Below are 25,843 nucleotides of genomic sequence, written 5' to 3' on the forward strand. Positions count from 1 at the left end.
AACTGAAATGAAGACCGAGATTATCGAGTTTGCCGGCGATGTACCGGGTAACGCCATTGAACTGCGTGTGTTGCGTTTTGCAGGCAAAGACAGTGATGCGCCGACCGCTTATCTGCAATCCTCGTTGCATGGCGGTGAATTGCCGGGGCAGGCTGCTCTGCATTTTCTCGTTCCGATGCTGAAAAAGGCATCTGAAGAAGGCCGCATTCTTGGCAATATCACGGTTATCCCACAGGCAAATCCGATTGGTTCGAACCAGTGGCAGGCACATCAGCATCTGGGTCGCTTCGAGTTTTTCTCGGCGGTCAATTTCAATCGCGCTTTCCCATTGCTGCCTGATTTCGATACCAGTGAACTGCCCGACCCGGATGCGCCTGTCGCGCTTGCACAGCGTCTCAAGGCTACGCTTTTGAAGATGGCTCTTGCCAATGACATTGTGCTTGATCTTCACTGCGATGATGAAAGCGAAAACTACGTCTATATCGCCAAGGAATTTGTGGAAGACATGAAGGATCTGGCCGTGGCGCTTGGCTCGACCGCGATCCTCGCATGGGACACGACAGCAGACGCTGCCTTCGAGGAAGCCTGTGCGCATCCGGTTCTGCAATTGCCTGCTGACCAGCGCAATATGAAACGCCGCGCCGTTACCACGGTCGAATTCCGTGGCCTCAGCGATGTCTATGCCGATATGGGCAAAGGTGATGCTGAAGGTCTCTACAAGTTTCTCGTCCATCGTGGCGTGATTGTCGACAAAAGCGTGAAGCTCGATCTCGATTACAAGGGTCTGATAACGCCGCTTGAAAATGTGGAAATGCTGCGCGCACCGGAAGGTGGCATGGTGCTTTATCATGTTGCTCCCGGCGATGTGGTGGAAGCGGGTGCAAAGCTCGTAACGGTCGTCACGAAACCGGGTGAGCCGGAAGACGACATTACGCTGACCGCGCCACAGGCAGGCCGAATTCTGACTCGCCGCACGTTGCGCTATGTCCGCCGTGGCGATGATCTTTTAAAACTGCTTGCTGCAAAACCATCGGCAGTCAAGAAGCGTTCCGGCGCCTTAGAAGCATGAGTGCGCTGCCCGCTTCCGAAAAGCTGAAAGCGATCCGTGCCATCCTTTTCGACAAGGATGGTACATTGATCGATTTCGACCGCACGTGGTTTGCCGTGTCATGGAATCTTGCACAGCGCACCGCCAATGGTGATGAGCATCGCGCGCGTTCCTTGCTGGATGCGGGCGGCTATGACTGGCAGGAAAAGCGCTTTCGCGCCAATTCCGTAATCGCTGCCGGAACAGTCGAAGACATTGTGCAGCTCTGGCACCCGGATATTGACGAGGCCGGTTTCAAAGCCAAGATCAGTGAGTTCGACGCCTATACGGTTGCCGAAGGTGCGCGTTCTGCTGTGGCGATCGAAGGCTTGCGGGAAACATTGGAAACCCTTCGCGCGATGGGTTTTATCCTTGGCATTGCCACCAATGATTCCGAAGCGGGTGCTCATGCGACCGCAAAGGCCTTAGGCATTGACCACTACTTTGATGTGGTGATTGGGTATGATACAGCCGCACGTCCCAAGCCGTATCCGGACCCACTGCTCTATTTCGCAGAAAAAGTCGGCCTTGAACCAAGCGCCATCGCGATGGTAGGCGACAATCTGCACGATCTTGAAACGGCACAGGCTGCGAAGGCCGGTCTTGGCGTTGGTGTTTTGTCGGGCAACAGTCCACGCGAGGCGCTTGAGCCTCACGCCGATGTGGTGCTCGACTCCATCGCGGGCTTGCCTGACTTGCTCAAATGATCCTGACTGGATGGTGAAACGCCATCCAGCAGCCATTCTGTCATTTCCGGCCACAGACTTTGTGCAAAGCGCGAGCGGAAAAAGCCAAGATGGCCGATTGGCTGGCCTTCGGCGTCTGCTGGCGAATACCAGAGCTGCTCAATCGGTGCGCTCGTGTGGTAGCTCAGAAAGTGGCTGACTGCGCGCCGCGTTCCCCACGGATCATCTTCAAGTCCCACAGACAAAATGGGTGTTTTGACCTTGGCAATAAGGTCAGCAGCACCAAGCTGCGGATCATCAAAAAAGTAGTTCTTCATCCGGCACCACCGCGCCCAATCCCGGAATACCGAGCCGGGAATTGGCTCGCCATTCATCCAGCGAGGCATACTGGGCGTGAGATAGGAGACCGGCACGCCGACAATGTTCATGCGCGGCCAGGCCCATTTATCATCCAGAAGATGCATTGCACCCGACATGGTAGCCACCATGCCATAGCGCGAAAAGGCGTCGGAGCTTCCAGACACGCCGAGCGCCTGTCCGCCGAAGGATTGGCCTATGCCGACCATTTCATGTCCCGGCGCAACAGCTTGCAGGCGATGGAGTGCTGCGGGGAAATCCTGCACGGCCCAATCCCTGAAACGGATCTCGGGCACTGCTTTGCGGGCACGCCGCGAAGCTGCGACACCACGATAATCATAGGTAAGAACCGCGCGTGCACCTTCGGCAATCAGGTGCTTGGCGAAGGCTGCATAAAAGCCCTGCGGTACGGCTGTTGCTGATGAAATCAGCACCAATGGCTTGTTGCCACTGCCATGAAACAGCTTGCCCGAAAGCGGAAAGCCATCACTGGCCTCGAAGGTGATTTCTTCAATCATCGTTCCATTTCCTTCGACACAAAGCTCCACCAGCTGCGGCTCAACAGAGCCGCAGCTTGCGATCATCTATAATCCTGAGACTGTTTAGTCCCTCAGTTCACGACGCAAAATCTTGCCGACATTGGTTTTCGGCAATGCATCGCGGAACTCCACTTCGCGCGGACGCTTGTAGTTGGTGAGACGCTGAGCGCAGAAGGACTTCACATCTTCTTCTGTGAGGTTCGGATCGCGACGCACCACGTAGAGCTTCACCACTTCGCCTGAATGCTCGTTGGGAATGCCCACAGCAGCCGATTCCACGATACCGGGATGCTCTGCAGCCACTTCTTCGATCTCATTTGGATAGACGTTGAAGCCGGAAACAAGGATCATGTCCTTCTTGCGGTCCACAATCTTGGTGAAGCCGTTTTCATCCATGAAGCCCATGTCGCCGGTGCGGAAGAAGCCGTCGGCCATGATGGCACGTTCGGTTTCATCAGGCCGGTTCCAGTAGCCGAGCATAACCTGTGGACCACGCACACAGATTTCGCCGACCTCGCCGAGCGGCAGATCCTTGCCGTCATCATCGCGAATGACGATATCCGTTGATGGCATTGGCAGGCCAATAGTGCCGCTGAATTCTGTCGCATCGAGCGCATTGGCAGAGGCAACGGGCGATGTCTCGGAAAGCCCATAGCCTTCAGTGATGTGACAGCCTGTCATTTGCTGCCAGCGTTCAGCGACGGGACGTTGCACGGCCATGCCGCCGCCGAGCGTGAGAATAAGTGGCTTGAAGTTGAGCGCCTTGAAGTCGTCATTGTTCATCAAAGCGTTGAACAGGGTGTTGAGGCCAGGAAAGATATGGAACGGATACTTCTGCAGTTCTTTTACGAAGGCCGGAATATCGCGCGGGTTCGGAATGAGAATATTGCGCGCGCCCAGCTTGATGCCGATCATCGCATTCACGGTGAGAGCGAAGATGTGATAGAGCGGCAGGGCGCAGACGAAGTTGAGCTCCTTCGGCTTGCCTTTATTCTGGAATGCGACGTCCATCCAGGTATGCATCTGTTCGACATTGGCGAGAATATTGTTGTGGCTCAGCATTGCGCCCTTGGACACACCGGTTGTACCGCCGGTGTATTGCAGGAAGGCGAGATCGGAATTATTGACTGGGACCGGATTAAAGGACTTGCCGCGCCCCTGTGCCAGCGCATCCTTAAAACGCACATGATCGGGAATGCTCCAGGCTGGCACCAGTTTTTTCACCTTGCGCACCACAAGATTAATGATGTGGCCTTTCAATCCATGCATGTCACCCATAGAGGCAACGATAATGTTCGGCACGTGAATGGAAGCGAGTGACTTCTGGACGGTCGAGGCAAAGTTTTCGAGAACTATCAGCGCTTTGGCGCCTGAGTCATTTAATTGATGCTGAAGCTCGCGGGGTGTGTAAAGCGGATTGACGTTCACGACGACGAGGCCCGCCCGCAGGATTGCTGTAATCGCAATCGGGTACTGCAGGATATTGGGCATCATCACTGCAACGCGATCACCCTTGACCAGTCCACGTGATTGAAGCCATGCGGCGAGTGCGCGGGAGTTTTCGTCCAAATCCTTGTAGGACAAGTCCTTGCCCATACAGGTAAAGGCTGGCCTGTCAGCGAACTGGCGGCATGCGGCGGAGATCATGTCGCCAATAGATGTGGCTTTGCTCAGATCGATCTCATGCGGCACGGCTTTCGGATAGGATTTCAGCCAAATCTTATTTGGTGCAGGCACAGTGGCTGTTGCCTTGCTCGACGTATTCTCAGTTTCGGTTGCCTTTTTCGCCATGCTTTCTCCCCGGATTGCTCCGTCCTTTGTTTGAGTAGCAAGCCGCCACCCTTCTCCCAATGCTGCCTGATTCAGAAAGACTGACAGGCGTGCTCCTCAGAAATTAATGTGGGCGACTTTCGTCGTAATCGCAAGAGTTACATTGACGTAAGCGTAAATTAAAATGCTGTTGATCGTCTTTCCTAACTTTGTGGGTTGGGCGCATCCGCACGCGGCAAACGCTCTGTATCGGTGATAAGGCGGTCCCGTTACGATATCAGGCGGACACTAGCTAACGGCGAATTGTTCGCTGCGCATAGACTGTATCATTGTTTTGATAGCCTTGCTGCCTGAACCGACAAGATCGAAGCTACGCTCGCTTCTGAGCCACTCATTGAGCAGCCCGCCCAGAACAGCAAGCAGAATTTGTGCTGCTGTATAAGATGTCCATTCTCTGGAAAGTTCTCCGCGACGTTCTGCGACTTCAAGCAGCCCTATGAAAAGAGACAGCACATTGGTGCGTGCTTCATTCAGATGTTCAACGACCGGGGCGTTCTCACCAACATACTCGCAGCGCTGGTGAATGATCGTGAAAACATTCTGCTGACGTTCATTGGTAATGAAGAGTTCCATCGCCGTTAGGATCGATTGTTCAAGGACATAGAGAGGATTGGGGTGGTCACAGGCCGCCGCCTGTAGCATAATCTCTTCGTGTGGAAAACGAGTACGGCTGATGAGCGCTTGAAAAACGTCGAGTTTGTCGTGAAAATGAAAATAGATCGCACCCCGTGTCACACCGGCATGGCTTGCGATTTCCATTAATGTAGACTGAGTTACGCCGCGTTCCAGAAAGACATGCTCGGCGGCCGTGAGAATGGCGTCGCGTGTTTCCGCGGCCTCGGCTTTGGTCCTGCGCATTCGGGTTCTTTCGATATTCCAAAGTGAAAAGTTTCCAAAACCTCTTCAGGTTTTTACTTTAAAATTGGGATAACTCATTCGTGATATGTAACATTAGGTGATTGACTATAACACGGTAATTCGTATTTACAAACATTCGTGTATGTTTATTCGGCCGCACCGTGCGACATCAAGGGCAACTCCCATTATGACCATGAACCGTTCTATTCGGCTTTTTGCGGCGGGAGCCGCATTTTTCATCATTGCAGGACAGTCTGCATTCGCGCAGGCTCCGGGAGGCGCTACGCCACCGCCCCCTCCAGTCACTGTTACAGAAATCAAGGCGCAGAACGTTTCCGTCCCTTACGAATATGCAGCTCGGGTGAGTGCATATCGTGATGTTCAGGTGCGCGCTCGTGTCGGCGGCATTCTTCTGCACCGCAATTTCGTAGAAGGCACTGTAGTCAAAGCTGGCGACGTGCTTTTTGAGATCGATCCGGCGCCGTATGAGGCGGAACTGGCTCGTGCGCAGGCACAGGTCGCTCAGGCTGAAGCTCAGTATCAGCAGTCGATCCGCGATGCAGAACGTGCCGAACAGCTCGTTCAGCAAAAGGTGCAAAGTGCGGCTGCCCGCGATACTGCTTTTGCAACCCGCGATCTTAACAAGGCCGCTGTTGCAGCCACCAAAGCACAGTTGCGGACGGCAGAACTCAATCTGAGCTATACCAAAGTCACTGCGCCGATCAGCGGCATCACCAGCCTTGAACAGGTTTCTGAAGGCAGCCTTATCGGTACAGATTCGACATCGAGTCTGTTGACCTCGATCACCCAGATCAATCCGGTCTACATCAATTTCTCCTTCACCGACACGGAAGCTGCGGAAATCCGCAAGCTGCGCGAGGCTAGGGGCGCGACGGGTCAGGACGCCGATCGTCTGCGCATCAAGATTCTGTTTGGTGACGGACAGGCTTATGATCATGAAGGCACTATCGACTTCACGTCTTCATCGCTCGATACCGAAACTGGTACACTGGGCGCGCGCGCTGTCGTGGAAAATCCTGATCAGCGTCTGATCCCTGGCCAGTTTGTGCGTGCAGCTATTCTTGGCGTTACCATCGACAATGCAATTCTGGTTCCAAAAGCAGCATTGATGCAGAGCCCGCAGGGGCAGTTCGTCTATGTTGTGAACAAGGACAACGTTGCGGAAGTTCGCCCCGTTACGATTTCGCGTGAACTGACGGACGCATGGCTCGTAAGCGACGGCTTGCAGGCTGGCGACCGCATCATCACCGAAGGCGTGATTAAAGCTGCTCCAGGCAAGACGGTTAAGCCGGTTGACGCTTCGGCTGAGAAGGCTGCAGGCGATGCAGGAGCAGAGGCTGGTAAAGAACAGGCGGCAGACAAGAAATGAATAGATTCTTCGTCGACCGCCCGGTTTTCGCGGCGGTTATCTCTATCGTCATTGTGCTGGCAGGCCTCATCTCGATGCGGATCCTGCCTATCGCACAATATCCTGAGCTGACGCCGCCACAGGTGGTCGTCAGTGCGACCTATCCGGGCGCAAGCGCGGAAACGGTGACGCAGACCGTTGCGGCGCCGCTTGAGCAGCAGATCAATGGCGTCGAGAACATGCTCTATATGCAGTCCTCGAGCCTTGGCAGCGGCACCATGCAGCTGACCGTGACCTTTGCTCTGGGTACCGATCCGGATCAGGCGACCATCAACGTTAACAACCGTGTGCAGCGTGCGACTTCATCCCTGCCGCAGGAAGTGCAGCGTCTCGGCGTTACCGTCGACAAACGTTCGAGCACGATTCTCGGCATGGTGGCGATGTTCTCGACCACCGACCGTTACGACCGTACTTATGTCGGTAACTATGCGCTTCTGAACGTCATTGACGATCTCAAGCGTCTTACGGGCGTGGGTGACGTTCAGCTTCTCGGCAATATCGATTATTCGATGCGTGTCTGGCTGCGTCCTGATAAGCTTGCACAATATAATCTGACGCCTTCGGACGTTCAGACGGCTATTCAGGAGCAGAACGCACAGTTTGCAGCGGGTCGTTTTGGCGATCAGCCTGACCCGCAGGCGGGACCATTCACCTATACTGCGACAACGCAGGGCCGTCTGCCAGATGCATCGGCATTCGAGAATATCATTCTGCGTTCTGACAAGAATGCTGCAACGCTTCGGCTCAAGGATGTCGCGCGCGTAGAACTGGGGACAGAGAGCTATCTCGTCGACAGTGCTCTCAATGGCACACCCGCGGTTCCGATTGCGATCTATCTGCAGCCGGGTGCCAACGCGCTCAATACGATGGAACTCATTCAGAACCGCATGGCGGAGTTGAAGACGAGCTTCCCTGAAGGCATCGACTATTCGGTTCCATTCGATACGACCAAGTTCATTAAGGTCTCCGTCGAGGAAGTGGTCCATACTTTCATCGAGGCGATTATCCTCGTGGTTCTGGTGGTCTTTATCTTCCTTCAGAACTGGCGTGCGACACTGATCCCGGTTATCGCGGTTCCAATCTCGATCATCGGTACATTTGCGGGCATGTATGTGCTTGGCTTCTCCATTAACCTGCTGACATTGTTCGGTCTGGTTCTCGCCATCGGTATCGTCGTGGACGACGCCATCGTGGTGCTGGAAAACGTCGAACGTATCATGACGACGGAAAAACTGCCGCCGCGTGAAGCTGCCATCAAGGCAATGAGCGAGGTGACGGGGCCTGTTATCGCGATTGTTCTCGTGCTTTGCGCCGTGTTTATTCCGGTCGCCTTCATGGGCGGTCTGGTCGGCGAAATGTATAAGCAGTTCGCTGTTACGATCGCGATTTCGGTGACGATTTCCGGTATTGTGGCTTTGACGCTCACACCTGCATTGTGCGCGCTGATCCTTAAGCCAGGCCATCATGAGCCTATGCTGCCGTTCCGCATCTTCAATCGCTTCTTTGATCGTTTGACGCGCGGCTATACCAGTGGTGTGCGCTTCTTCCTGAAACGTGCTTCCATCGGTTTGCTTATTTTCGCAGGTCTGTTGGGCGCTACATATTATCTCTTTGAGAAAGTGCCGAGCTCGCTTCTGCCGGATGAAGATCAGGGCTTCCTGTTCAGTGTGGCCATCCTGCCGCCAGCGGCATCGCTGGAACGCACGACGGCAGTTCTTCATGAGGCCAGCAGCAATATTCGCAAGCATCCTGCTGTCGAAAGCGTGTTTGAAGTCTCCGGCTTCGATCTGCTCTCGGGTGGTCTGAAGACCAGTGCCGGTACGATGTTCATCATGCTCAAGGACTGGAAAGAACGCACGACACCTGATGTCGATGCGCGTAATCTGCCCGGTGCTATCATGGGTATGAATGCGGGCATTCAGGACGGTCTGGTTCTGGCATTCAATCCACCTCCGATCATGGGACTGAGCACGACGGGCGGTTTTGAACTCTACGTACAGGATCGTACGGGTGGTGGTGTTGAATCGCTGACCAATGCGACCAAGCTTTTGACAGACGCCGCAGCCAAGCGCCCGGAACTGACAGGCGTACGTACAACATTCGATCCGAATGTGCCGCAATATGACATTCAGCTCGACCGCGAAAAAGCCAAGGCGATGGGTGTGCCGATCAACTCGGTATTCACCGCGATGCAGGCGACCTTCGGTAGCGTTTATGTCAACGACTTTACGCTTTATGGCCGAAACTATCAGGTCAACTTGCAGTCGGAGGCTGAGTTCCGCCGTGATCCGAGCGATTTGAAGCATGTGTTTGTGCGCGCCGACTCTGGCAGCATGATCCCGCTCAGCGCATTGGTGACGGTAAAGCGCGTCGTCGGTCCTGATCAGCTCGAACGATTCAATGCGTTCAATGCTGCAAAGGTCACCGGTAATCCAGCGCCGGGTTACACGTCAGGTGACTCTATCAAGGCGATGCAGGAAGTTGCGGCTGAAGTGCTTCCGCAGGGTTACCAGATTGCCTGGACGGGCTCTGCCTATCAGGAAGTCTCGACGAGCGGCAGTGGCAATCAGGCTATGATCTTCGGTTTGATCATGGTGTTTCTGATCCTCGCCGCCCAGTATGAGCGCTGGAGCCTTCCGCTGGCGGTTATTACAGCTGTGCCCTTCGCTATCTTCGGTGCGCTTCTTGCGACCGATCTGCGTGGTCTTACCAATGACGTTTACTTCCAGATTGGTATGGTGACGCTGATAGGTCTTGCGGCGAAAAACGCGATCCTGATCGTGGAGTTCGCGGTATTGCAACGTGAAGAGGGCAAGTCGGCTATTGAGGCTGCTGCTGAAGCTGCGCGTCTGCGTTTCCGCCCGATTGTGATGACGTCGCTGGCGTTCATCCTTGGTGTGGTTCCGCTGGCAATCAGCTCGGGCGCAGGCTCGGCAAGCCGTCACTCGATCGGTACAGGCGTTATCGGTGGTATGTTGGCTGCGACCTTTATCGCAACCTTCTTCATCCCGATGTTCTACAGCCTGATCGCTCGCAAGCCGCCTAAGAAGCGTCCCGACGATGTGGCTGCCACCCCAGCTCCGGCGCAGACTGCTCCGGACGAGGGAAATGGCCCTGCTCACTGATCCGGTGTCCTCGCGCAGCCTATAAGAGTAATGTGCGCCCTATCGGGCGCACAAAGGCCGCTCTAACCGTTTGTTCTAACGCGTATCTTTTCCGAAAACCGTTTCACACTTTTCGGGATGCGCTCTAAGCTGGTCACGCTTAAGGAATTATGCAGTAGGCTGTGTGTGGCGCTCAGGACCGAAAAAGGAAAACCCGCCAATTGGCGGGCTTTTTGTTAAACTGCAGACAACATGCGATGGATTTAATGACACCTGCACATGTTGGGTCATATTTATGAGCAAGCCTCCCCAGGCGCCGCTCGCGCCTTCTCGTCACGCTCTCCATACACTCACATCAACGACCGTTGCTTGACGTCTCGGCAATATACAGCGAGATCGCCTGACTTTTCTAGAAATGCGTCATTATGCTTTGAGCGATTGCCCAAAGAATGATTGCCGCAGGAACTGTCAGGCACGCCAGAAAGATACCGAAGAACACGTAGGTTGCTTCATTCGGTGACCTTTGGGTCTGTGCAGGAGTCTTGTGCCAATGAGTGCTAATGCCTTGGTACATGTATAATTCCTCCTTCTCCTCGATTTTGATTATCGATTAAAAGAAGAAATCTTCAAGCTCAAATAAACGGCTGGATTTATTGACGAAATATGATAAAAGCGACACGAAAGTTACGAGGGTGCGAGCGTAAGTGCACCGAATATTTTCAACAAATCCCACACAATATTCTGATTTCAAATAATTTTACTTACGTACTGTAAGTATCGAATAATCGGAAGTTTCAAAAATCACTGAAAACTCAGTTTGTGGCGCACGCTTTGGTGCGACAAAATGGCACGAAATTGGCTCGTGTTCGAACAGGCTTGGCTTTGGCAATGGCGCATTTCCGGATCAATCAGCTTAATTTAAGTTAGCTGCTGAACGGCGCATTCGGCGCGTGTCGGGGAGAGCGGTTCCAATTAAGCCCGAGCTGTTGAGACTGCTCTAATAAAAGCTGTTCGGAAAATAGCGCAGATAAAGCTCTGTGAGTTTTCCCTGCTGTTGCAGTGATTGAAGTGCGCTGTTGAAAGCGCTCGCTAGCGCTGCATTTTTAGGTGCTACAGCTATACTTAAACCGGGGCCAAGGTATTGCGGCGCAAGATAAGGCCCATCGACAAAGCTGCAGCAATCATTGGCCTGATCACTCTCCAGCCAGAACGATAGAGCCATTCCGTCATCGAATGCTGCATCCACTTCGCTTTTTTGCAATGCGGTCAGTAGTGCTGCGCGATCGGGATAAGGTTTGGCGAGGGCTTGCGGGAAATAAGCTTTTAGAAGCTGCTCGTGTGCCGTTCCTGCAATGACGCCGACATTCTTGCCGCGTACAGCGATAGAAGCGGGCTCAGAGAAACGGTTTGCTTTCATTGTAGCGAAGCGGGCAGGAAGACGCATATAAGCGCGGGTGAAGACAAATTTCTCGCGGTTTTGTGGATTGGCACTGAAGCCTGCAATGATGGCGTCGGCATCTCCGCTTTCAAGCCTGGCTTCAAGCTCGTTCCAAGGCACAGCTTCAATCTGGCAGATGTCACTCAATCCCATCTGATTGCAAAGCGCTTTGGCGAGATCAACATTATAACCGGAAAGCTGCCCAGCCTCGTTCAGTGCATTAAAGGGTGGAAAGTCGAGCGTCGTTACAAAGCGAAGCCTGCTGAGGCCCTGGAGAGACGGCAACGCCAGCCTTTCCTTCTGATTGAAGAAGTCAGGTGCCTTGGGTGCGGATTGTGCGTCGGCGGGAAGGCTGTTCAAAAGCCAACAAGCTGCAACCGCTATGCTCAAAAGGTGCCGTTTCATCGGTGCTTTGTCTAAGCAATATCTTATAATTTCACGTTAATAGAGCCTGTGTGGGAAAATATGCAATGATTTTGAATGGGTTGGCCCAACAGGACGTAAAAATAAAATAACTTCTATTTGAAGTGAATAATTCTGTTTCTATTTTAAATAGAATGAAATAAATATCTATATGTGGGATTATTTAATAAATACATAAATTAGCATTGTAAATAAACCACATCATGAATTGAATTTAATATTAGTAATAATTGAAAATAATCCAGTAGTAGTGCGGGGGTACTATGAGTAATGGATCGATTGCGTTCGATCTGGGGATATGCACTGCCATATCCGCCAGATTGGAGCGCCGTGGCGTGCCGCGTGATTGCCTGAAGCAGGCATATGAAGCGGCTATCATAAACGGGACAAGTTTCTGCGATGAAGTTGCACATCAGCAGGGTGTTTCAGAAGCACTGCTTTTCGAAGCGATAGCCGATTATCTTGAACTGACATTTACAGAAGAGGTTCTATCGTCCCGGGTCTTTGTCACGGGCGAAGAGACATCGGCCATTTTCACTGAGCCTGGCCAGTTGATGGTGCTCGGCCGAGACGGCACTTCCTATCTTTATCTGGCACCAACTGAAAATCGCATCGCGAAATTGCGGGATCATATTTGTCAGTCGCCGGACCTGCGGGATCGGATCAGGATTTGCACGCCCTCATTCATAAAGAGAATTTTGCGGCAGCGTCATCAGAAAGATCTCATTGCGCGAGCGCATGCGATGACGCCGCAGCTTTTTTCTGCGTCCCGTGTTCTTGAGACACCTCAGGCATTCATCATAGCGATGGGGCTCTATGCATTTATCGCCAGTATCGTGAACTGGCCGACAGAAACCATTCTGGCCTTACATGTGTGTCTGACATTGTTCTTTTTCGGTTGTGTGCTTATTCGTCTTTTTGCAGCCATTGGCAGCCGACGTTTGCGTTTTCCCGAGATTATGTCTTTCAAGCGACGTGACTTGCCAGTCTACTCAGTTCTGGTGCCTCTCTATCGCGAGCAGGCCGTGGTCGGGCAGTTGCTGGCCTCGCTTGAGCGGCTCAACTGGCCGCGCAGCAAGCTGGATATCAAGCTTGTGTGTGAGAAAGACGATTTCGATACGATTGCTGAGATCAGAGGAAGGACGCTGCCTTCCAATTATGAACTGGTTCTCGTGCCCTCGGGCGGGCCGCGCACCAAGCCTAAGGCATTGAACTACGCGCTTCAGTTTGCGCGCGGAGAAATAGTTGCGGTTTTTGACGCAGAGGACCGCCCGCATCCTGACCAGTTGCTTGAGGCATGGCAGGCATTTCAGCGGGGAGGCAAGCAACTCGCTTGCGTTCAGGCACCGCTCATTATTGGAAATTTTCGGCAGAATTTGCTCACGCGTATGTTCGCATTCGAATATGCGACCCTGTTCCGGGGCCTGCTGCCATGGCTCGCCTCGCAGGGGCTTGTCATTCCGTTAGGCGGCACCTCCAATCATTTTCGCCGCTCCTGTCTCGATCAGGTTGGCGGATGGGACGCGTATAATGTGACGGAGGATGCCGATCTTGGTATGCGGCTCGCCCGCTTTGGCTATGGCATTGATGTTATCACCCGCGGCACGGTTGAGGATGCGCCGGTGGATTATTCCGTCTGGCACAAACAGCGGACGCGCTGGATCAAGGGGTGGATGCAGACGTGGCTTGTGCATGGCCGAAACCCCTACATGACCTGGCGTGAGCTCGGCTGGTGGCGGTTCGTGGTCAACCAGATTTATACGCTCGGTATTATCGGTTCAGCGCTTTTGCATCCATTCATGCTTATGACGGTGGCTGTACTTGTCGCTATGATGCTCGTCGGACCGCTTGGCTCGGAAAATCTGTGGCTGTTGCGCATTGATCTCGTCAATATCATGCTGGCTTATCTGAGCTTTTACGTGCTTGGTTCCAAAACGATGGAACCGACGGAACTGGGTGGTTACGCTTATATTCTGGCTATTCCTGCCTATTGGGTCCTGATCTCCATTTCAGCCTGGCGTGCGCTTTGGCAGCTGGTGCGAAAGCCGCATCTCTGGGAGAAAACTCCGCACCAGCCAAGTGTGTTCTATTTGTTGGAGGATGAAGGGGTGGGTGTTTTAGATGCGAGGAACTCGGCCCCACGCCCGATAATGGATTGATCTTCGGGGCCAATGGCTTCCAGATCACGTCCTTCATAGGGCAAGCTCAGCAAAACGCGCCGGATTGCAGCAAGTCTGGCGCGTCGCTTGTCATTGGAGCGGATGATTGTCCATGGCGCATAGCCTGTATCAGTGCGTTCCAGCATTGTATGCAAAGCAGTGGAATAATCGTCCCAGCGTGAAATGCCTGCCACATCCATGGGCGAGAACTTCCAGTTCTTGAGCGGGCTGTGGCGGCGTTCATGGAAGCGTTTGAGCTGCATTTCCTGACCAATATCGAGCCAGAACTTAAACAGGTGAATGCCATCAGTGACAATCATTCGCTCGAAATCCGGGGTTTCCGTCAGGAATGTCTCAATTTGCTCTGGCGTGCAGAATTGCATGACGCGCTCAACACCGGCACGGTTATACCAGGAGCGGTCGAAGGTGACGAATTCGCCGGTCGTTGGGAAAAGCTGCACATAGCGCTGGAAATACCATTGGCCACGTTCGGTTTCAGTTGGCTTGGGCAGCGCGACGTTGCGTGCAGTACGTGGGTTCATGAATTGACGGATTGTGAAGATCGTACCGCCTTTGCCGGCGGCATCGCGTCCTTCAAACACTGAAATTACGCGCCCACCTGTGCTTTGCAACCAGTACTGCATCTTGACGAGTTCGATCTGAAGACGCTCCAGCGTTTCCTCATATTCCTTCGTTTTCATCTTTTCAGCATAGGGATAGCCGCCGGACTGCAGAGCCCGGTCATCTATCCAATCTGGAAGCTTCGGATCATTGATATCGAACTTGTGGGTATCGCCATCGATTTTGATCTTCAAGGGCTTGTCAGTGGATTTCGAATTGTCCTTTTCTGTTTTCTTTTTGTTAGCTGTCTTTGAACTGTCACCCACGGCAAGCTCCTTTGGTTTATAGAGAGGCACGCTACGAAAAGTGCCCATATCGCATTATGCATGATATGGGCTGTTTATAAGCCGCGTAAAGGATCGCTTACTCGCTTTTGGGACAATGACTTGGCTAAAGCATGTCACGGAAAAATGGGGGGCCGGTTCTTCGTTAACGACGTGCGTGAAAACAAATAGTTAGAGCGCCGATCTGATTCAATCAGATCGAAACGCGTTCCAGGGTAAATTGCTTGCGCGGTGCAATAAGTGAGAGATGTCAGAATGAGTGAAAACAGCAACCAGCCTTCGCCCGGTTCCGAGCCAGAGGAACCCCTCTTCGCTCCGCTTCTCAGGGTCAAAGGCGTGCTCATTGCCAGCATAGTACTGGTAGTCTGCATCATGGTGCTGGAATTGCCGTTATGGTTCCGTATCGCTTTGATGGTTCTGATCATCATAGGGGCTATCTGGGTTGCCAGTGCGACGCGCGAAGATGCCATCGAGGATAAGCCGCAGGGCGTGCATTCAACCAATGAAATGGCTGATGTTTCGGGCGAACGGCTGGCAGAGCTGTTAACCGATCCGATGATCGTTTTCGATCAGCGTGGAACTGTGCTTTTTACCAATGCCGCCGCTCTTGATGCATTTCAATCTCTTGAAAAGGACACGGGCCTTTATCTGCGTTTTCGTGCGCCGGAAATGCATGCGCTCATCCAGGGGGTGATTGCAGACGGCGAACCGCGCAGCATCGACTATTTTGAGCGCGTGCCGATTGATCGCTGGTATAAGGCGATGGTCAAGGCGCTGCGTGATGCTGACGGCAAGCCAGAGCTGTTTGTTCTTCTTTTCCGCGATCAGAGCGAAACACGGCGCATTGACCGTATGCGTTCGGACTTCATTGCCAATGCCAGTCACGAACTGCGCACCCCGCTTGCCTCACTGCTGGGCTTTATCGAAACGCTGCAGGGACCTGCGCGCAACGATGCAGCAGCGCGTGACAGGTTTCTCGTCATCATGCAGAAACAGGCTGAGCGCATGTCGCGCCTGATAGATGATCTCCTGTCGTTGTCACGCCTTGAAATGCGTGCCCATCTGGCTGTGAATGAATGCGTGGATATGACGGCTGTGCTCAATCATGTGGCAGATACGCTAAGCCCGCTGGCCGCGGGGTTGGATGTCACGATTGAACGCCATTTGCCGGATCATCCGGTCAACGTGACGGGGACGCGCGATGAACTGATTCAGGTGTTCCAGAATCTGGTTGAGAATGCCTGTAAATATGGGCAGGGCGGTAAGCGCGTTATTCTGAAATTGGACGAAGAGAACAATGGCGGTGCATCCGAGGCTGTGGCTTCCATACAGGATTTTGGTCCGGGTATTGCCGCTGAACATCTGCCACGTCTCACAGAGCGCTTCTATCGTATCGATGTTGAAACCAGCCGTGCGCAAAAGGGAACAGGGTTGGGGCTTGCGATCGTCAAGCACATTCTGGCGCGCCATCGCGGGCGACTGGTTGTGCGTTCGCAGCTGGGCGAAGGTTCAACCTTTCTGGTGCGCCTGCCCAAGCGGGCTTGAGTTAGAGCATTTCCAGCAAAAGTGCGAAGCGGTTTTGCGCAGGATAATGCGACGAAACAAATACTTAGAGCACCGATCTGTTTCCATCGGATCGGTGCTCTAAGAGATCATCCCGGAACGATTTCGGGGTGGGTCAGATCGGCGCGCTCGTTATTTGTTTTTACACTCTTTGGGATGTGCTCGAAGAACAAGACTGCTGCAAACGAAAGCCCCGGCAGCGTTTCCGCTCCGGGGCTTAGATTTTTGCGATTTGGCTTATCGTCGTTCAGCGTGCCCGGCGACGTTCTGCCGTTGGCTGGAAAGCCAGTTTCGAATGATATCCGCAATAGGGGCTGGATTCACCGGATTCACTGCCGCAGAAGTGGAAATCTTCATTGAGCGGATCGCCGATTGGCCACTTGCAGGTGCGTTCGCTAAGCTGCAGCAAGGTCAGCTTGCGGGAAATAGGTACAACAACGTCCGAGGCTGGTCTTACGACCCGTTCAGTCACTGCGTCGGCCACATATTCCATCTGAAGTGCGGTTGCACCGACGGTTTGTGTAACGGTTGCAGTGCGGATGGTCGTTGTCGCCTGAGGGCGGCTGATGCCGCCATTCGTCTGGGTTGCAGTAGGACGTGGAGTGGCCGCAACAGTATTGACTTTTTTACTGCGCGGAGCAGCCGTGGTGGTTTTGCCACGGCCCGAAAGCTTCAAACGATGCACTTTGCCGATCACTGCATTGCGGCTCACGCCGCCAAGCTGTGCTGCGATCTGGCTTGCGCTCAAGCCCTCGTTCCATAATTTCTTCAGCAGTTCGACGCGCTCATCTGTCCAGTTCATCGCCCTGGGCTCCAATCAGTTTTCGTTATCCGGAATCCGCCAGTGCTCCCGGATTGCTCCAGGCACAAACACTATATCTATCCGGGTGACTAGGTCCGTCGCACGAAATGTAGTTTTTTGCTTTGAATAGAAACTACATTAATCAACGACTCCATGACAAGGGATAGCCCTGTCAGGCGGATTCCATTTTTATGGTTTTCCCCAACTTGGGTGCAAAAGACGGTTTTTCTGAGTCAGTTGCGCGTATTTTGCAGCAGCTTTTCAGGGTGACATCCCGTCAGGGAGAACATCTGGTGTCTATATATCGACCCGATCTGCAAAATGCCACCCCTCCGACTGCATAGGTGCCATCTTAATCCCGCTCTTTATAATGTGAGCTTCCCGCATGAACTCATGCATAAAGATGCATGATTATCCGGGTGGGCTTTGATTGACATTTTTTTTGTGAACGCCAATATACGCGCGGGATTAAATATTGCCGCCCTGAGGGCGGTTTTTTATTTCCGCCGGGAGGATCATGCAAAGACATGTGATCCCCGACCCGCCTGCGAACGATTGCGTTCATGTGCGGGACATCAACACAATGGGAAACGCTGCCTGACCGGCTTGGCCGGAGGCGCTGCATTTACAAGGCTTATGGAGGCCTGACTGCAATGACCGACGTTACGACTGTGCAACCGCTCTACGACACCTATAATCGTGCGGTTCTGCGCTTCGAGCGAGGTGAGGGCATCTGGCTGATTACCGAAGGCGGCGACCGTTATCTTGATTTTGCTGCAGGCATTGCAGTCAATTCGCTGGGCCATTCCCATCCGCATCTGGTCAATACACTCAAAGATCAGGCTGACAAGCTGTGGCATCTGTCCAATCTCTACGAGGTTCCGGGACAGGAGAAGCTCGGTCGTCGTCTGGTTGAGGCGACTTTCGCTGATAAAGTGTTCTTTACCAATTCCGGTGCCGAGGCTCTGGAATGCGCGATCAAGACCGCGCGCCGTTATCATTATGTCAACAGCAATCCTGAGCGCTTCCGCATCATCACCTTTGAAGGGGCATTCCACGGTCGCACATTGGCAACGATTGCTGCTGGTGGTCAGGCCAAGTATCTCGAAGGGTTCGGCCCGAAGGTCGACGGCTTCGATCAGGTGCCATTTGGCGATGAAGCAGCGCTGCGTGCTGCAATCACCGATGAAACGGCTGCTATTCTGCTTGAGCCTGTGCAGGGCGAAGGCGGTCTGCGCGGCTTCCCGGAAGAATTCATGCGTCTTATTCGCAAGATCTGCGACGACAAGGGCCTTCTTCTGATCCTTGACGAAGTGCAGACTGGCGTTGGCCGTACCGGCAAACTGTTTGCCCATGAATGGTCGGGCATCACGCCGGACATTATGGCAGTCGCCAAGGGTATCGGCGGCGGCTTCCCTATGGGCGCCTGTCTTGCAACGGCTGAAGCAGCCAAGGGCATGACCGCTGGCGTGCATGGCACCACCTATGGCGGCAACCCGCTGGCCATGGCTGTGGGCAATGCCGTGCTTGATGTGGTGTTGGCTGACGGCTTCCTCGAAAACGTGCAGGAAACAGCATTGACCATGAAGCAGGGTCTTGCATCGATTATTGATCGCTATCCCAGTGTCGTGTCTGAAGTCCGTGGCCGCGGCCTTCTGATGGGCATCAAATGCGTTGTGCCAAACGTGACGCTTATTCAGGCTCTGCGCGACGAGCATTTCCTGAGCGTCGGCGCTGGTGACAACGTCATCCGACTTCTTCCGCCACTGGTCACGACGCCTGAAGAGGCTCGTGAAGCATTGAAGCGTATTGAGATGGCCGTAGAGCGGCTTGCAATCGCAAATCCGACCAGCAAGACGGCGTGAGATTATGGCGAACAATAACGGTATCAAGCACTTCATCGACCTTTCAACCGTACCAGCCGGTGAACTCCGCGCCATTATGGAAGATGCCAAGGCGCGCAAGGCTCGGCTGAAGGCTGGCGAAATCGAAAAGCCTTTTGCCGGCAAGGTGCTGGCAATGATTTTCGAGAAGCCGTCCACACGTACCCGCGTCTCGTTTGATGTAGGCATGCGCCAGCTTGGTGGTGAGACGATCATGCTCACGGGTTCGGAAATGCAGCTCGGCCGCAGCGAGACCATTGCAGACACCGCAAAGGTGCTTTCGCGCTATGTGGATGCGATCATGATCCGCACAACATCGCATGATCGTATGCTGGAATTGGCCGAATATGCGACCGTTCCTGTAATTAATGCACTGACCGATGACACACACCCTTGTCAGATCATGGCTGACGTTCTTACATATGAGGAACATCGCGGCTCGATCAAAGGCAAGACCTTTGCCTGGATGGGGGACGGTAACAACGTTCTTCATTCGCTTGTGGAAGCTGCGGCGCGTTTTGATTTCAACGTCAATATCGCAACGCCGGAAGGCAGCGAGCCGAAGCAGCAATATATCGATTGGGCAAAGGCAAACGGCGCGAACATCATGTCCACAGCGGACCCGGACAAGGCGGTAAGCGGTGCGGATTGCATCGTCACCGACACATGGGTTTCGATGGGGCAGGAAGATCATGCCCGTGGCCATAATGTTTTCATGCCCTATCAGGTCAATGCACGTCTGATGGCTAATGCTGACCCTAAGGCGCTTTTCATGCACTGCCTGCCCGCGCATCGCGGTGAGGAAGTGACCGACGAAGTGATCGACGGCCCACAATCGGTCGTATTCGATGAAGCTGAAAACAGGCTCCACGCCCAGAAGGCCATTCTGGCATGGTGCCTGCAAAACAGCTGATTGGGAGCATAATTTGTCTGACAAGATCAGCAATGAGCAAATCGAAGTCGAAGACATCCAGATCGCTCTGGAAGACCTCGACTTCGCCGGCGACGATGCCGTTGTGCCCTTCCAGGTGGAGGGGCTCGACGTGCGTGGTCGCGCCGTACAATTGGGCGGCAGCATTGACGCTATTCTGAAACGCCACGACTATCCGGAACATGTCGCCCGCCTTCTGGCCGAAGCAACGGTTCTGACTGTTCTTCTTGGCACGTCTTTGAAATTCGACGGCAAGTTTATCTTCCAGACCCAGTCCGATGGTCCTGTCGATATGCTGGTCGTCGATTTCCGCACGCCGCGTTCCGTGCGCGCCTATGCACGCTTTGATGCCGAACGCGTCAGGGAAGCCGTGAGCACAGGCAAAACTCGTCCTGAAGAGCTGCTCGGTCGTGGCACGCTTGCCTTCACGGTCGATCAGGGCGCGCATACACAACGCTATCAGGGCATTGTTGCGCTTGATGGATCGACGCTGGAAGAAATTGCACGTACCTATTTCCGTCAGTCCGAACAGATTGCAACCGACATGAAGCTGAGCGTTGCGAAGCTTGTCGAACGGGGTAGCGATGGCAAACTGGTCGAGCGTTGGCGCGCTGGTGGTCTGATGATTCAGTTTCTGCCAGAATCCGAAATACGCTCGCGCATGCCGGACCTTCCGGGTGGTGATGGTGACGAGAACACCGCTATTCTCGGTCCTGAAGACGACGGCTGGGATGAAGCGCGTTCGCTGGTCGGAACGATCGAAAGCTCCGAACTGACCGATCCGCAGGTCGGTTCAGAGCGCTTGCTCTATCGTCTGTTCCACGAGCGTGGCGTGCGCATCTATGAAGCGATCCGCGTTGAGGATGATTGCTCATGCTCGCGAGATAAGATCGAAGGCGTGTTCAATAATTTCTCGGCTGAAGAAATTCAGGACAGCGTTAAGGACGGCAAGATTTCGGTGACATGCGAATTCTGCTCCACGACCTATGAGTTCGATCCCGAGCAGTTTGCGAAGTGATGAAAAAAGGCGCTTCTTTTGAAGCGCCTTTTTTCAGTTCAGTGTGCGGCGTGTTTCGGGAATATCGAGCGAGAAGGCCGGAATATCGACTTCAAAAGCTTTTCCATCAGAAGCCTGCATCTGATAGCGCCCCACCATCACACCGGATGTGGTGGTGAGTGGGCAGCCTGAAGAATACTGATAGGAGTCGCCGGGGTTCAGCGTTGGCTGATCGCCGATAACGCCATCTCCCTGCACTTCTTCTATCTGACCATTCCCATCCGTGATCTGCCAGTAACGCGAGCGCAACTGTACGGTATCGGAAGAATTATTGGCGATCGTGATCCGGTAACCCCAGACGTAGCGGTTTTCTTCAGGCTCAGACTGATCTTCAAGATAAAAGGGCTCGGCCGTTACTTCGATACCCCGCGTTACCGCTCTGTACATACGCACCCGCCTTTGAATCGCATCAAACACACTTCACAAAGCTATCGCCAAAGTTGCGCGAGAGGTCAACGATTTGAAGCGGACAATTATGCCGCAATTGCCGAAATGTTCCGGCAATTGCGTTGTTTATGCATCATTTTGCGATCAAAAGACGCTGGATTAGTACAATCGTATTAACGAGCGGCGCTTTTAAGCGCATCCCGAAAAGTGTGAAACGGTTTTCGGATAAGATGCGCGGTAAAAAAGAAGAGAGAGCGCCGATCTGATTAAATCAGATCGAAACGCGCTCTAGCGCTTCCAGGACATCCTCAACCAGATCGTCCGTATCCTCAAGGCCCACCGAGATACGCAGCATACCGTCAGAAATGCCAAGCTCTGCGCGGGCTTCATCGGTGAGGCTCTGGTGCGTGGTTGTGGCGGGGTGCGTGATGATGCTCTTTGCATCACCCAGATTGTTGGAAATGCTGAAGACCTGAAGCGCATTTTCAAACTTGAAGGCCGCTTCCTTGCCGCCTTCGAGTTCCAGCGCGATCAGCGTCGAGCCGCCAGTCATCTGCTTGGCGATGATGTCGGCCTGCGGGTGGTCGGCGCGGCCGGGATAAATGACCTGCTTCACACCTGCCTGACCGGCAAGCGCATCGGCAACGGCTGCAGCCGACTGCGTCTGCTGACGCACGCGAACGCCAAGCGTTTCAAGGCCTTTCAGCATGATCCAGGCGTTGAATGGGCTCATGCCCGGACCGGTATGACGGAAGTAAGGTTGCAGAACTTCCTCGGTCCATTCCTGATCGGAAAGGATGATGCCGCCAAGACAGCGACCCTGACCGTCGATGTGTTTGGTTGTGGAATAGACGATGATATGCGCACCGAGTTCCAGCGGCTTCTGGTAAAGTGGCGTTGCAAACACGTTGTCGACGATGAGCTTTGCGCCGATCTCATTGGCAATTTCTGCTACAGCCGCAATGTCGATAACCTCAAGTGTCGGGTTCGACGGGCTTTCGAGCAGCATCACCTTGGTATTCGGGCGAACCGCAGCTTTCCAGTTTTCAATCTTCGAACCGTCGATGATCGAAAACTCCACGCCATAGCGTGGCAGCAGGGTTTCAATAATATAGCGCGACGATCCGAAGACGGCGCGTGCACAGATGACGTGCTCGCCTGCCTGTACCTGACAGAGAATGGACGCAGCAACCGCTGCCATGCCGGATGTGAAGGCGCGTGCATCTTCTGCACCTTCAAGTGCGCACATGCGCTTTTCAAACATGTCGGTGGTTGGGTTGGCATAACGCGAATAGATGAACCCCGGGTCTTCGCCTGTGAAGCGAGCTTCGGCGGCTTCTGCCGTCGGGTAGAGGAAGCCCTGCGTCAGATAGAGGGCTTCAGACAACTCTGCAAAGCCCGAACGCAGCGATCCTGCATGAACGAGTTGAGTTGCCGGGCGGAACTTGCGGGTAGTCTCATTCGTCATTTTTCCAACCTGTCGAAAGCTGGTCGGCCGGGGCACGGAGGCGCCTCGGCGGCCAATAAAAAACCGGCCTTGCGAAAACGCAAAAGGCCGGTAACGAACCGCGGCCTCATTTAGCGAATTCTTTAACGTGGCTGCAAGCCGGCCGGCCAAATCACCACGGAACACTTTTTCCTTATGCCTCTTGGCCGGGGTCGTCAATGCTTGGAACATCAGTTTTCAGGAAAACCGCTGCCTGCCAAAGCTCTGATAGCTGTGATTCCTGCGGAAAACCCGCAAACTGCGGGGTTTCAGGGTTGGCATTGGTGTCGGGAGCGGTCAATGGTCATAGACCAAAAATTAAGTAAGTCACGGAGTTCAGTGTTATGACGCAGAGGGATGCAGGAATTCTGGCAGATGCGGATATCGCTGCGCTGTTTGAAAGCGGTTTGCTCAAATCTGCGCGTCCATTGGATGTGGATCAGATTCAGCCTGCCAGCCTTGATCTGCGGTTGGGTGCGAAAGCCTATCGTGTGCGTGCATCCTTCATGCCTGGCCCTGGTACACCAGTTATCGACAAGCTCGAACGCCTCAAGCTGCACGAGATTGATCTGACCGCTGGTGCCGTGCTTGAAACCGGCTGTGTCTACATTGTGCCATTGCTCGAAAGCCTGTCACTTTCGCCAGAGCTGTCAGCGTCAGCCAATCCCAAGAGTTCAACCGGTCGTCTTGATATCTTCACGCGCGTCATCACAGACGGGGCGCAGGAGTTCGACAAGGTTCCGGCTGGTTACAAAGGTCCACTTTATCTCGAAGTCAGCCCGCGTACCTTCCCGATTGTGGCCCGCACCGGTTCACGCCTGTCGCAAATCCGTTTCCGCAAGGGTCGTGCGCAACTGAGCGAAGCAGAACTCGCGACCCTTCATCAGAATGAAACGCTGGTCGCTTCTGAAATGCCGAATATTTCGGGTGGTGGTATCGCACTTTCGGTCGATCTGTCAGGTGGTGAAGACAAGCTCATCGGCTATCGCGGTAAGCACCATACGGCTGTTGTCGATGTCGATAAGCGCGCCGCGCATGACGTGCTGGATTTCTGGGAGCCTATCTATGATCGCGGGTCACGAGAGCTCGTGCTCGATCCTGATGAGTTCTATATTCTGGTTTCGCGTGAAGCCGTGCATGTGCCGCCGCTTTTCGCAGCTGAAATGACGCCTTTCGACCCGCTGGTCGGCGAATTCCGTGTGCATTATGCGGGCTTCTTTGATCCCGGTTTCGGTCACAGCTCCGCTGGTGGCACCGGAAGCCGTGCGGTTCTGGAAGTGCGCAGTCATGAAGTCCCGTTCATTCTCGAACATGGCCAGATTGTCGGCCGTCTTGTTTATGAGCATATGTTGAATCGCCCGAAGGCGCTCTACGGCGTTGATCTCGGATCGAACTATCAGGCGCAGCAACTCAAGCTCTCTAAGCATTTCCGGTGATTGCACTCTTCCTGATCCCGCTTTTATAAACGAGGGATGAAGTGGAGGAGACCGGAAGAGTGAAGCATGGGAAGGACGAGGTACGGGAAAACACAGTAGATCTGCCAAAGCAGCGTCTATTGGTGGGCATCGTTGCGCTACCGGGCTTTACACTGACGGCACTCAGTCTGTTTCTTGATCCGTTTCGACTGGCAGCCGATGACCGTGACAAGAGCCGTCAGATCCGGTGTGGGTGGAAAATCTGCACATTGTCAGGCGATCCGGTCACGTCCAGTTCCGGCATGGTCATTGAGCCGACCGCTCCCATCGGCGAACTTGATGAATGTGACTATGTGGCTGTGGTTGGCGGTTTGCTTGCACAATATCGCCCGCGTCAGCAGGCGCTGATTGATCTGATCAAACGAGCCGACAAACGGGGCAAAACGGTAGTAGGCCTTTGCACGGCGGCGTTCCTTCTGGCCGAGGGCGGCTTGCTGGATGATCGCAATTGCTGTGTCAGTTGGTTTCACCGCGACGATTTCGTCGATCTTTTCGATGGCCATACGGCTGACACGACCAGCCTTTTTCACCGTAGCGGTCGGCACTATACCTGCGCAGGTGGGCTGGGCGCAGCCTCCTTGTCTCTATCGATCATCCAGAATGAAATCTCGGAGGAACTGGCGCGCAAAAGCGCGTCCATCCTGATGATCCCCTATGAGCTGGTGCGATCAGAGCAGCCAGCGCTCAGCTTCAATGGCGTTCGCTCGCCGATGATCCGCAAGGCAATCCGTATTTTCGAAGAAACGCTGGAAGAGCCGGTGCCGATGATCGATGTGGCGCGCAAGCTCGGCATTTCTGTACGCCAGATGGAGCGTGGTTTCCGCATGGCAGTAGGGCGAACAGCATTTGAGGTGCGCGAGGAGTTGCGGGTCAAGAAGGCGCGGGAACTGTTATCGGAAACCGGGCTGTCGCTTCTGGAAGTGGCCGTTGCCAGCGGCTTTACCGATACACGCAGCATGAACCGTTCGTTTATCAGGCAGAAGCAAAAAGCCCCGCGCGAATATCGTAAACAGCACTGAATTCCCGAGATAACTTGCGAATCCCGCACCGACCTCCTATTTTCCGCGACGAAACTGCCGCTCTGGCAGAAGATGAAGCTTTCGTTCTTTTTACACATGTCTTAGCGGAAAACCGGTTCCCACTTTTCCGAGACATGCTTTGACGCAGGAGATTTGCATGTCTGATGGTGTAAACCGTTTTCTTGGCGATACGCCAGCGCGTGTACTGATCAAGCTTGTGCTGATCTCGCTTGTGGTTGGCGTGGTAATGAGCGCATTCCATTGGACACCGTATGATATTCTTTACGGCATCCGCGATTTCGTGCTGCGTCTGTGGAATATGGGCTTCTCAGCAATTGCCGGTTTTGCTGATTATCTCATTCTTGGTGCGGCAGTCGTCATTCCTGCCTTTATTTTGCTCCGTATCCTGAGTTACCGGAAATAAT

At 53.8% G+C, this 25,843-nt stretch carries 20 protein-coding genes and 1 riboswitch; of the genes, 12 read left to right on the forward strand and 8 right to left on the reverse strand.

All coding sequences use genetic code 11. The annotated features are described in order from the left end of the window. Window positions 1-7: 7 nt before the first annotated feature. Together C9380_RS02435 and C9380_RS02440 are read left to right on the forward strand one after the other, a co-directional pair. Complete coding sequence (locus tag C9380_RS02435) at window positions 8-1,069, forward strand: M14 family metallopeptidase (protein WP_128092924.1); 1,062 nt, start codon at window positions 8-10, stop codon at window positions 1,067-1,069. Beyond that, on the forward strand, window positions 1,066-1,794 hold the full coding sequence (locus C9380_RS02440) for an HAD family hydrolase (RefSeq protein ID WP_024897824.1): 729 nt from the start codon (window positions 1,066-1,068) through the stop codon (window positions 1,792-1,794). The genes C9380_RS02435 and C9380_RS02440 overlap by 4 nt, the downstream gene beginning before the upstream one ends. On the opposite strand, the gene C9380_RS02445 is transcribed toward C9380_RS02440, so the two are convergent. The 3 genes from C9380_RS02445 to C9380_RS02455 all read right to left on the reverse strand — a co-directional run bounded on the left by C9380_RS02445 (window position 1,740) and on the right by C9380_RS02455 (window position 5,357). Further along, the gene (locus C9380_RS02445) at window positions 1,740-2,648 is read right to left on the reverse strand and encodes an alpha/beta hydrolase family protein (RefSeq protein ID WP_247877570.1); all 909 of its coding nucleotides are present in this window, start codon (window positions 2,646-2,648) and stop codon (window positions 1,740-1,742) included. The genes C9380_RS02440 and C9380_RS02445 overlap by 55 nt on opposite strands. An 84-nt stretch (window positions 2,649-2,732) precedes the next feature. Further along, window positions 2,733-4,460 carry a long-chain fatty acid--CoA ligase gene (locus C9380_RS02450; RefSeq protein ID WP_247877569.1) on the reverse strand — a complete coding sequence of 576 codons (1,728 nt, stop codon included), beginning with the start codon at window positions 4,458-4,460 and terminating at the stop codon, window positions 2,733-2,735. A 267-nt stretch (window positions 4,461-4,727) separates the two neighbouring features. Beyond that, window positions 4,728-5,357, reverse strand: a complete 630-nt coding sequence (locus C9380_RS02455; RefSeq protein WP_024897821.1) for a TetR family transcriptional regulator — start codon at window positions 5,355-5,357, stop codon at window positions 4,728-4,730. Window positions 5,358-5,544: 187 nt separating this feature from the next. Here C9380_RS02455 and C9380_RS02460 point away from each other — a divergent pair, with 187 nt between their 5' ends. Continuing rightward, window positions 5,545-6,747 (forward strand): efflux RND transporter periplasmic adaptor subunit, encoded by a 1,203-nt coding sequence (locus C9380_RS02460; RefSeq protein ID WP_024897820.1) that lies wholly within the window; start codon window positions 5,545-5,547, stop codon window positions 6,745-6,747. Beyond that, window positions 6,744-9,911, forward strand: coding sequence for an efflux RND transporter permease subunit (locus tag C9380_RS02465; RefSeq protein ID WP_128092925.1), 3,168 nt, complete (start codon window positions 6,744-6,746; stop codon window positions 9,909-9,911). The genes C9380_RS02460 and C9380_RS02465 overlap by 4 nt, the downstream gene beginning before the upstream one ends. Window positions 9,912-10,887: 976 nt before the next feature. On the opposite strand, the gene C9380_RS02470 is transcribed toward C9380_RS02465, so the two are convergent. Next, the gene (locus C9380_RS02470) at window positions 10,888-11,733 is read right to left on the reverse strand and encodes a transporter substrate-binding domain-containing protein (protein WP_111786829.1); all 846 of its coding nucleotides are present in this window, start codon (window positions 11,731-11,733) and stop codon (window positions 10,888-10,890) included. 281 nt (window positions 11,734-12,014) lie between these two features. On the opposite strand from C9380_RS02470, the gene C9380_RS02475 reads away from it, so the two are divergent. After that, window positions 12,015-13,910 carry a glycosyltransferase family 2 protein gene (locus tag C9380_RS02475; protein WP_128092926.1) on the forward strand — a complete coding sequence of 632 codons (1,896 nt, stop codon included), beginning with the start codon at window positions 12,015-12,017 and terminating at the stop codon, window positions 13,908-13,910. Here C9380_RS02475 and ppk2 read toward each other — a convergent pair. Further along, the gene (gene ppk2, locus C9380_RS02480) at window positions 13,838-14,797 is read right to left on the reverse strand and encodes a polyphosphate kinase 2 (protein WP_024897816.1); all 960 of its coding nucleotides are present in this window, start codon (window positions 14,795-14,797) and stop codon (window positions 13,838-13,840) included. The two genes, C9380_RS02475 and ppk2, sit on opposite strands and share 73 nt — an antisense overlap. A gap of 273 nt (window positions 14,798-15,070) precedes the next feature. Here ppk2 and C9380_RS02485 point away from each other — a divergent pair, with 273 nt between their 5' ends. Continuing rightward, window positions 15,071-16,360 (forward strand): ATP-binding protein, encoded by a 1,290-nt coding sequence (locus C9380_RS02485; RefSeq protein ID WP_024897815.1) that lies wholly within the window; start codon window positions 15,071-15,073, stop codon window positions 16,358-16,360. Window positions 16,361-16,625: 265 nt separating this feature from the next. Here the strand turns inward: C9380_RS02485 and C9380_RS02490 are convergent, their stop codons facing one another. Then, window positions 16,626-17,180 (reverse strand): GcrA family cell cycle regulator, encoded by a 555-nt coding sequence (locus C9380_RS02490; RefSeq protein WP_128092927.1) that lies wholly within the window; start codon window positions 17,178-17,180, stop codon window positions 16,626-16,628. 653 nt (window positions 17,181-17,833) lie between these two features. Between C9380_RS02490 and C9380_RS02495 the strand changes: the two genes are divergently transcribed. Genes C9380_RS02495 through C9380_RS02505 form a run of 3 tightly spaced genes read left to right on the forward strand, consistent with a single transcriptional unit; the run spans window position 17,834 to window position 21,012 of the window. After that, window positions 17,834-19,045, forward strand: coding sequence for an aspartate aminotransferase family protein (locus C9380_RS02495; protein ID WP_128092928.1), 1,212 nt, complete (start codon window positions 17,834-17,836; stop codon window positions 19,043-19,045). Window positions 19,046-19,049: 4 nt separating this feature from the next. Further along, window positions 19,050-19,976, forward strand: a complete 927-nt coding sequence (gene argF / locus C9380_RS02500) for an ornithine carbamoyltransferase (protein WP_036567367.1) — start codon at window positions 19,050-19,052, stop codon at window positions 19,974-19,976. A 13-nt stretch (window positions 19,977-19,989) separates the two neighbouring features. Next, on the forward strand, window positions 19,990-21,012 hold the full coding sequence (locus tag C9380_RS02505; RefSeq protein WP_024897812.1) for an Hsp33 family molecular chaperone: 1,023 nt from the start codon (window positions 19,990-19,992) through the stop codon (window positions 21,010-21,012). A 33-nt stretch (window positions 21,013-21,045) separates the two neighbouring features. Here the strand turns inward: C9380_RS02505 and apaG are convergent, their stop codons facing one another. Both apaG and C9380_RS02515 read right to left on the reverse strand, forming a co-directional pair. After that, a complete protein-coding gene (gene apaG / locus C9380_RS02510) occupies window positions 21,046-21,438 on the reverse strand; it encodes a Co2+/Mg2+ efflux facilitator ApaG/CorD (RefSeq protein WP_024897811.1) in 393 nt (130 codons plus the stop codon). A gap of 271 nt (window positions 21,439-21,709) precedes the next feature. Beyond that, window positions 21,710-22,906 carry an O-succinylhomoserine sulfhydrylase gene (locus C9380_RS02515; protein WP_105705379.1) on the reverse strand — a complete coding sequence of 399 codons (1,197 nt, stop codon included), beginning with the start codon at window positions 22,904-22,906 and terminating at the stop codon, window positions 21,710-21,712. 88 nt (window positions 22,907-22,994) lie between these two features. Then, window positions 22,995-23,074, reverse strand: a riboswitch (SAM riboswitch). Between the two features lie 194 nt (window positions 23,075-23,268). Here C9380_RS02515 and C9380_RS02520 point away from each other — a divergent pair. The 3 genes from C9380_RS02520 (at window position 23,269) to C9380_RS02530 (ending at window position 25,842) form a co-directional block, all read left to right on the forward strand. Next, entirely contained in the window at window positions 23,269-24,360 is a 1,092-nt protein-coding gene (locus C9380_RS02520) for a 2'-deoxycytidine 5'-triphosphate deaminase (protein WP_024897809.1), read from the forward strand. Window positions 24,361-24,401: 41 nt separating this feature from the next. Beyond that, on the forward strand, window positions 24,402-25,418 hold the full coding sequence (locus C9380_RS02525; protein WP_024897808.1) for a GlxA family transcriptional regulator: 1,017 nt from the start codon (window positions 24,402-24,404) through the stop codon (window positions 25,416-25,418). 157 nt (window positions 25,419-25,575) lie between these two features. Then, window positions 25,576-25,842, forward strand: coding sequence for a DUF6460 domain-containing protein (locus C9380_RS02530; RefSeq protein WP_007873508.1), 267 nt, complete (start codon window positions 25,576-25,578; stop codon window positions 25,840-25,842). Window position 25,843: the final 1 nt, after the last annotated feature.

Origin of the sequence: Brucella pituitosa (assembly GCF_003049685.1) — a bacterium.
In the GTDB taxonomy this organism is placed as follows: Bacteria; Pseudomonadota; Alphaproteobacteria; order Rhizobiales; family Rhizobiaceae; genus Brucella; species Brucella pituitosa.

Coding starts and splice junctions, on each gene's coding strand:
- C9380_RS02475 (WP_128092926.1), top strand. CDS start 12,015: ATGAGTAATGGATCGATTGCGTTCGATCTGGGGATATGCACTGCCATA.
- C9380_RS02445 (WP_247877570.1), bottom strand. CDS start 2,648: ATGATTGAAGAAATCACCTTCGAGGCCAGTGATGGCTTTCCGCTTTCG.
- C9380_RS02515 (WP_105705379.1), bottom strand. CDS start 22,906: ATGACGAATGAGACTACCCGCAAGTTCCGCCCGGCAACTCAACTCGTT.
- C9380_RS02470 (WP_111786829.1), bottom strand. CDS start 11,733: ATGAAACGGCACCTTTTGAGCATAGCGGTTGCAGCTTGTTGGCTTTTG.
- C9380_RS02455 (WP_024897821.1), bottom strand. CDS start 5,357: ATGCGCAGGACCAAAGCCGAGGCCGCGGAAACACGCGACGCCATTCTC.
- C9380_RS02485 (WP_024897815.1), top strand. CDS start 15,071: ATGAGTGAAAACAGCAACCAGCCTTCGCCCGGTTCCGAGCCAGAGGAA.
- C9380_RS02530 (WP_007873508.1), top strand. CDS start 25,576: ATGTCTGATGGTGTAAACCGTTTTCTTGGCGATACGCCAGCGCGTGTA.
- C9380_RS02460 (WP_024897820.1), top strand. CDS start 5,545: ATGACCATGAACCGTTCTATTCGGCTTTTTGCGGCGGGAGCCGCATTT.
- C9380_RS02450 (WP_247877569.1), bottom strand. CDS start 4,460: ATGGCGAAAAAGGCAACCGAAACTGAGAATACGTCGAGCAAGGCAACA.
- argF (WP_036567367.1), top strand. CDS start 19,050: ATGGCGAACAATAACGGTATCAAGCACTTCATCGACCTTTCAACCGTA.
- C9380_RS02435 (WP_128092924.1), top strand. CDS start 8: ATGAAGACCGAGATTATCGAGTTTGCCGGCGATGTACCGGGTAACGCC.
- apaG (WP_024897811.1), bottom strand. CDS start 21,438: ATGTACAGAGCGGTAACGCGGGGTATCGAAGTAACGGCCGAGCCCTTT.
- C9380_RS02490 (WP_128092927.1), bottom strand. CDS start 17,180: ATGAACTGGACAGATGAGCGCGTCGAACTGCTGAAGAAATTATGGAAC.
- C9380_RS02520 (WP_024897809.1), top strand. CDS start 23,269: ATGACGCAGAGGGATGCAGGAATTCTGGCAGATGCGGATATCGCTGCG.
- C9380_RS02495 (WP_128092928.1), top strand. CDS start 17,834: ATGACCGACGTTACGACTGTGCAACCGCTCTACGACACCTATAATCGT.
- C9380_RS02465 (WP_128092925.1), top strand. CDS start 6,744: ATGAATAGATTCTTCGTCGACCGCCCGGTTTTCGCGGCGGTTATCTCT.
- C9380_RS02440 (WP_024897824.1), top strand. CDS start 1,066: ATGAGTGCGCTGCCCGCTTCCGAAAAGCTGAAAGCGATCCGTGCCATC.